7 protein-coding genes and 1 rRNA gene are annotated in these 5,543 nt (G+C 63.0%); 4 read left to right on the forward strand and 4 right to left on the reverse strand.

Annotation, left to right across the window (positions count from 1 at the left end):
* Positions 1 to 87 (forward strand): 5S ribosomal RNA (gene rrf / locus AC1DVN_RS30700); the annotation flags it as partial.
* Between the two features lie 182 nt (positions 88 to 269).
* Here the strand turns inward: rrf and AC1DVN_RS30705 are convergent.
* Together AC1DVN_RS30705 and AC1DVN_RS30710 are read right to left on the reverse strand one after the other, a co-directional pair.
* Positions 270 to 896: a dihydrofolate reductase family protein gene (locus AC1DVN_RS30705; RefSeq protein WP_134999919.1), complete on the reverse strand. Its 627-nt coding sequence runs from the start codon at positions 894 to 896 to the stop codon at positions 270 to 272.
* Positions 897 to 1,038: 142 nt separating this feature from the next.
* Positions 1,039 to 2,631 (reverse strand): adenylate/guanylate cyclase domain-containing protein, encoded by a 1,593-nt coding sequence (locus AC1DVN_RS30710; protein ID WP_047888228.1) that lies wholly within the window; start codon positions 2,629 to 2,631, stop codon positions 1,039 to 1,041.
* Positions 2,632 to 2,673: 42 nt separating this feature from the next.
* Here AC1DVN_RS30710 and nucS point away from each other — a divergent pair, with 42 nt between their 5' ends.
* Both nucS and AC1DVN_RS30720 read left to right on the forward strand, forming a co-directional pair.
* Complete coding sequence (gene nucS / locus AC1DVN_RS30715) at positions 2,674 to 3,348, forward strand: endonuclease NucS (RefSeq protein ID WP_003945160.1); 675 nt, start codon at positions 2,674 to 2,676, stop codon at positions 3,346 to 3,348.
* A 19-nt stretch (positions 3,349 to 3,367) separates the two neighbouring features.
* The gene (locus AC1DVN_RS30720; RefSeq protein ID WP_020908287.1) at positions 3,368 to 3,712 is read left to right on the forward strand and encodes a hypothetical protein; all 345 of its coding nucleotides are present in this window, start codon (positions 3,368 to 3,370) and stop codon (positions 3,710 to 3,712) included.
* Between the two features lie 7 nt (positions 3,713 to 3,719).
* Here AC1DVN_RS30720 and AC1DVN_RS30725 read toward each other — a convergent pair whose 3' ends face one another.
* Positions 3,720 to 4,763: a hypothetical protein gene (locus AC1DVN_RS30725; RefSeq protein WP_019749164.1), complete on the reverse strand. Its 1,044-nt coding sequence runs from the start codon at positions 4,761 to 4,763 to the stop codon at positions 3,720 to 3,722.
* A 40-nt stretch (positions 4,764 to 4,803) separates the two neighbouring features.
* Positions 4,804 to 5,277 carry a methylmalonyl-CoA epimerase gene (gene mce / locus AC1DVN_RS30730; protein WP_020723660.1) on the reverse strand — a complete coding sequence of 158 codons (474 nt, stop codon included), beginning with the start codon at positions 5,275 to 5,277 and terminating at the stop codon, positions 4,804 to 4,806.
* Between the two features lie 107 nt (positions 5,278 to 5,384).
* On the opposite strand from mce, the gene AC1DVN_RS30735 reads away from it, so the two are divergent.
* The coding region (locus tag AC1DVN_RS30735; RefSeq protein ID WP_477994812.1) for a thiolase family protein at positions 5,385 to 5,543 on the forward strand (159 nt) is incomplete at its 3' end.

The raw sequence follows: 5,543 nt of genomic DNA on the forward strand, positions 1-5,543 counted from the left end.
GGTCCCATTCCGAACCCGGAAGCTAAGCCCTTCAGCGCCGATGGTACTGCACTCGACAGGGTGTGGGAGAGTAGGACACCGCCGAACACAACTTGAGAAGCCCCCCAACCAGTGATGGTTGGGGGGCTTTCTCGTACCCAAAACACCCCCCAAACCCACCCCGCACTCTCCGAGCGAACGGTACTTTCGTCGCCTCAGATCGACCGAACGTACCGTTCACACCATTAGGGGCGGACGCACGACTGAGGACGACGGGCGCTTTGCCCTGATCAGTCGATGCCGTCGGCGGTGGCAGTTGCATACTTCGGCCGACCAGTGGGCAGATACCGCTGGATCGTCACGCCCTTTGGTGTGGCTCGCGATTCGGCCAGTTCGAGTGCGATATCCGGTCCGGTGTCGGGAAACAGTCGCGTGCCCTGGCCTACGACCACCGGAACGATCAGCAGGATCATCTCGTCGACGAGATCGTTCGCGAGAAGCCAGCGGCACAATTCGCCACTGCCGTGCACCTGAAGCTCGCCGCCGGGTCTGGCTTTCAGTTCGCCGATCGCTGCGGCGGTGTCATCTGTAAGGGCCGTGGTGTTCTTCCATTGCGGATCGGTGACCGTTGTCGAGGCAAGATACTTGGGCCGCGTATTCAAGGCGCTTGCGATCGGGTTGACCTCTGGATTCTCGAACGCGCCCCAATAGCCGGCGAAGATTTCGTAAGTCCGCCGACCGAACAGGAAGGCGTCGGCGCGCTGGTAGACCTGGACAAGGTAAGACATGGCTTCTGTGTCCACCAGTGGCGCGGACCATCCGCCACGTTCGAATCCGCCGCGTCGATCTTCGTCCGGCCCACCGAGGCCTTGCATCACCCCGTCGAGAGTGACGATGGTAAATGTCGTCAGTTTCATAGTCGTACCCATCTCCCCGGCATCGTCGGATTTCCGCTGTTTCGATATAGACCGTCGAGAAGCGGGAAAGTCATCGAGCGAACGTGGCGTTCATCGCATTGGATCGACCGAACGTGCCGTTCGCTCAAGGTGGGCGGTGAGATCAGGGCTGAACGGGCACAGAGTCTGCCGGGGTGGACTCGGACTCCAAGGCGTCGCAGGGAATCGCGAGCTCGGTCTGTTCGAGGCGGCCACGAAGGGTGATGTTCTCGGTGATCGACCACTGTGCGGCTTCGGCGCTGTCAGCGGCGGCCACAGCCCGTCCGGATGCGGCGAGGTTACCCGGAACCGTCTTGGCGACCTCGGACAGTCGCGCTGCTTCGTTGACGGGATCACCGATGACGGTGTACTCGAATCTTTCTCGCGCACCGACGTTTCCGGCAACAGCAATTCCCGCAGCGACGCCGATACCCGCGCTCACTTCCGGAACTTCGGCACGCAGGCGCTGCTGAATCTTGCGGGCGGCGGCGAGTGCACTGCCGGCGTGATCGTCGAGTGTCGTCGGCGCTCCGAAAATTGCCAGCGCCGCGTCGCCTTCGAACTTGTTGACGAATCCGCCGTGTGCATCTACCTCGTCGACGATGACGTCGAAGAATCGGTTGAGTAGAGCGACCACCGCGGTAGGGGAGTTGGTTGCCGCGATCGTGGTCGAGCCGATGACGTCGACGAAGAGAACGGCAACGTCGCGTTCTTCACCGCCGAGTTCCGGGTTTCGGCGAACCGCGTTTGCGGCAACCTCGTGTCCGACGTGGCGCCCGAAGAGGTCGCGAATCCTCTCGCGCTCGCGCAGGCCCTCGGCCATGCGATTGAAGCCGGTCTGCAGCAGTCCCAGTTCGGTCCCGTCGTACACGACGACGGACGCGGTGAGGTCGCCACGGGTGACTTGCTCCATGCCTCGGCGTACGGACCGAATGGGGGCCGCGGCTGATCGGATGTTGATGTACGTCAGCCCGAGTCCGACGCACAGAGTGATCCCGCCGATGACGAGGATCGCGGTCGCGAGGGCTTGCCACGAAGCAGGTCGGATGAAGCTGAAGACCGCTACGAGCATCAAGCCGGTGACGGGGACCCCGCTTCCGAGCAGCCAGACGAGGATCGTCCGGCCGGTCAGTCCGAGAACGGCAGCCTTGCGGGGCGCTCCGGATTCGAGTGCACGCGCAGCAATCGGGCGGAGTGCGAACTCGCTGAGCAGGTAGCAGAAAGCACAGGTGGTGATACCGCTGAAAGCCACAGTGAACAGAACTTTCGGAATGGTGTCGGGGTCGACGATTCCGTACATGGTCGTGAAGGTGATGAGCGCGGCCGTCCACAGGACGGCTTGCACTCGGGTCAGCCGCCACGGCCCGCGCAACGCCGCGCGTTGATTCTGCTCGGTTGGCCGATGATCCTCGGTGGCCCACCGGAGATCCCTCATGAGGCGTTTGGTGCCCCACAGAAGTCCGATGAGAAAGACACACCCGATGAAGACGGGTACGGCAATAAAGTTGATCCACGCGAATTCGGGGTGGATGATCTCGGGTCCGGGAACCACGAATCCGACGAGCACGATCGCCAGCACCGCTCCGATCAGGTTGGTGACCAGGAGAGGGGCGGTGAGTAGTGCCTGGACGCGGATTCGGCGGCGCCTGGGGCTTTCGTCGGTGGATCCGAGCAGCCACGACCCCAGGGGCGCACTCGGGACACGGCTTCGCTGCATAGTGTGTCGAGAGTAGTCGTAATGATCGCTTAGGGTGGTCCGGTGCGCCTAGTTATTGCTCGTTGCCGTGTCGATTATGTGGGACGCCTGACCTCCCACCTCCCTACCGCAAGACGACTGCTGTTGGTGAAGGCCGACGGTTCGGTCAGCATTCATGCCGATGACCGGGCGTACAAGCCGCTGAACTGGATGAGTCCGCCGTGCTGGTTGGTTGAGACCACCGGCGACAGCGACGACATCTTGTGGGTCGTCACCAACAAGGCGGGCGAGGAGCTTCGGATCACTCTCGAAGAGGTCGAGCACGATTCGTCGTATGAACTCGGTCTCGATCCGGGATTGATCAAGGACGGTGTCGAGGCACACCTTCAAGAACTTCTGGCGGAGCATGTCGAGACACTCGGCCCCGGCTACACGTTGGTGCGGCGCGAGTACATGACGGCCATCGGGCCGGTCGACCTTCTGGTCCGTGACGCGGACGGTGCATCGGTGGCGGTGGAGATCAAGCGCCGCGGCGAGATCGACGGCGTCGAGCAGTTGACGCGGTACCTGGAGTTGCTCAACCGCGATCCTCTGCTCGCGCCGGTTACGGGAGTTTTTGCAGCGCAACAGATCAAGCCGCAGGCAAAGACTTTGGCCAACGACCGTGGGATCCGTTGCCTGGTCTTGGACTACGAGGCCTTGCGTGGTACCGAAAGCACCGAGTTCCGACTTTTCTGACGCTGTTTAGACTCGAACCATGCCGCGCCGCAAACCTTCGCCGAAGCAATCCCGTCGAACGGATACTCGGCGTGCTCGGGATTCGAGCGCGGAATCGCAGTCACCCAGTGGTGTGTTGTTCGGCGGGGCGCTGGTCCGGGAGGAGCCAGGGCCGGGCGGTGAAATGTACATGGTGAGGCCGATACCCGGCTCCAACGCGACGAAGTTCTATCGCTGCCCCGGTTGTGATCACGACATCAGGCCCGGTGTCGCCCATGTGGTGACGTGGCCTTCGGAACCGGGCGGCGCGAACGAACGTCGACACTGGCACACCGGATGCTGGTCAGGCCGCGGAACTCGCAGCCTGACCAGACGGTGGTCCTGAGCGTCGATCAGTTCCGGGACTGGGCTCGCTGCTCGACGGCGCGGGTGTCGATCTCGGCGGTGTTGGTCTCGTCCGAGTCCTCGAGCACATCGTCTTCGTCGATACTCGGTTCTGAGTCGACCGGATCGGAGTCGGCCTTCTTGTCTTCGATCTCGAGATCTTCCTCGGCTTCGACGATGACCGGAGCGGGCGGTGCATCGAGGAGTTCGCTCTCCCGGTTGACCGATGCGAGCATGGCCGGAACCGAATCGAGTTGTCCCCGAATGCCCAAGAGCTGAGCCAGAATTCGACCACGGAGAACACGCAGTTCTTCGGTCAGTTCCTTCGCGTGAGCGATCTTGCGCTCGGACTGATCGGTGGCGGCCTGCAGCCTGCGCTGAGCCTCGTGCGACGCATCGGAGAGTCGACGCTCGGCCTCTGCCTTGCTCGACGACTCCAGGTCGTTGACGGCGGCGACGACCTTGGCGCGACGCTCGGACATCGAGATGTCGAAGTCTTCGCGGATCTGAGTGCGCTTGGCCTCGGACTCGGCAGCCAGGCGATCCCGCTCGGCCTGTGCGGCTTCGACGATCCGGGCGGCTTCGGTACGGGCCTGCGCCATGGTCTGCTCGTGCATGGTTTCCATCGCATTGCGACGGTCCTCGAGTTCGGCGATCAGCGACTCGTAGTGTCCGCGCAGTCGGGCGCCGTCCTGTTCGGCGATGGAGGTCATCTCGGCTGCGTCGGCCTCGGCCTTCGCGCGCACCTCCGAAGCCTCGTCGGAGGCAAGGCGCAGCATGCGGCTGATGCGATCGCTCATGCCCTCCGCAGTGGTGGGCGGTACCGAGAGGCGGTCGACGTCCTTGCGGAGGTCGTCGATGTCGTCGCGTGCATCGTCGAGCTGCTTGGCAAGGTCACGGGCCTGCGCAGCGGCAGCATCACGATCGGCCGCGGTAACTCGCAGCTCCGCGTCGAATCGCTCGAAGTAGTTACGTACCTCGTCGCGGTCGTATCCCTTCCGTGCGATCTGGAACGGAAGTTGGATCGAACCGCGGTCCTGCTCGTATGCCATGGCGACAATCTACCTGGCATACGAGCTGGAGTCGGGTCTGCTAGTGGCTCGCGTCGGGTTCGACCAGTTCCACCAGGACGCCGCCGGCGTCCTTCGGGTGAATGAAGTTGATGCGCGAGTTGGCCGTACCGCGCCGGGGAGCGTCGTACAGCAACCGAACGCCGCGCTCGCGAAGCTCGGCGGAGATGGCGTCGATGTCGGTGACCCGGTAGGCGAGCTGCTGCAATCCGGGGCCGCTTCGGTCGATGAACTTGGCGATGGTCGAGTTCTCGTCCAGTGGTGCGAGCAGCTGAACGGCAGTGGATCCGGCGGGGGAGCCGACGACGGAGAGCATGGCTTCGCGCACGCCCTGCGATTCGTTGATTTCCTCGTGGGTCGACACCATGCCCAGGTGCTGCGTGTACCACGCGATTGCCGCGTCGAGATCGGGCACCGCGATTCCGACGTGATCGATCGCGACGACGAGGTCGGACGACAAAGGTGCGAGTGCAGAACTGGGGGAGGTCTGTGTCATACCTTTCACGGTAGCGCTACCGTTTGAGGAGTACACGTCGGGATGTGACTTGGCTCTTAGGCCGCACGGAACCGACGACTATGTCTCTTTTGCAGCCGGAGGAAATCGTGACCAGTTCTGTGATTGTTGCGGGAGCTCGTACCCCGATGGGTCGACTCCTCGGATCGTTGAAAGACCTCTCCGGGTCCGACCTCGGCGGCATCGCCATCAAAGGCGCCCTCGACAAGTCCGGAGTCGCCCCCGAACAAGTCGACTACGTCATCATG

This window comes from Rhodococcus sp. P4_E4 (assembly GCF_056401575.1).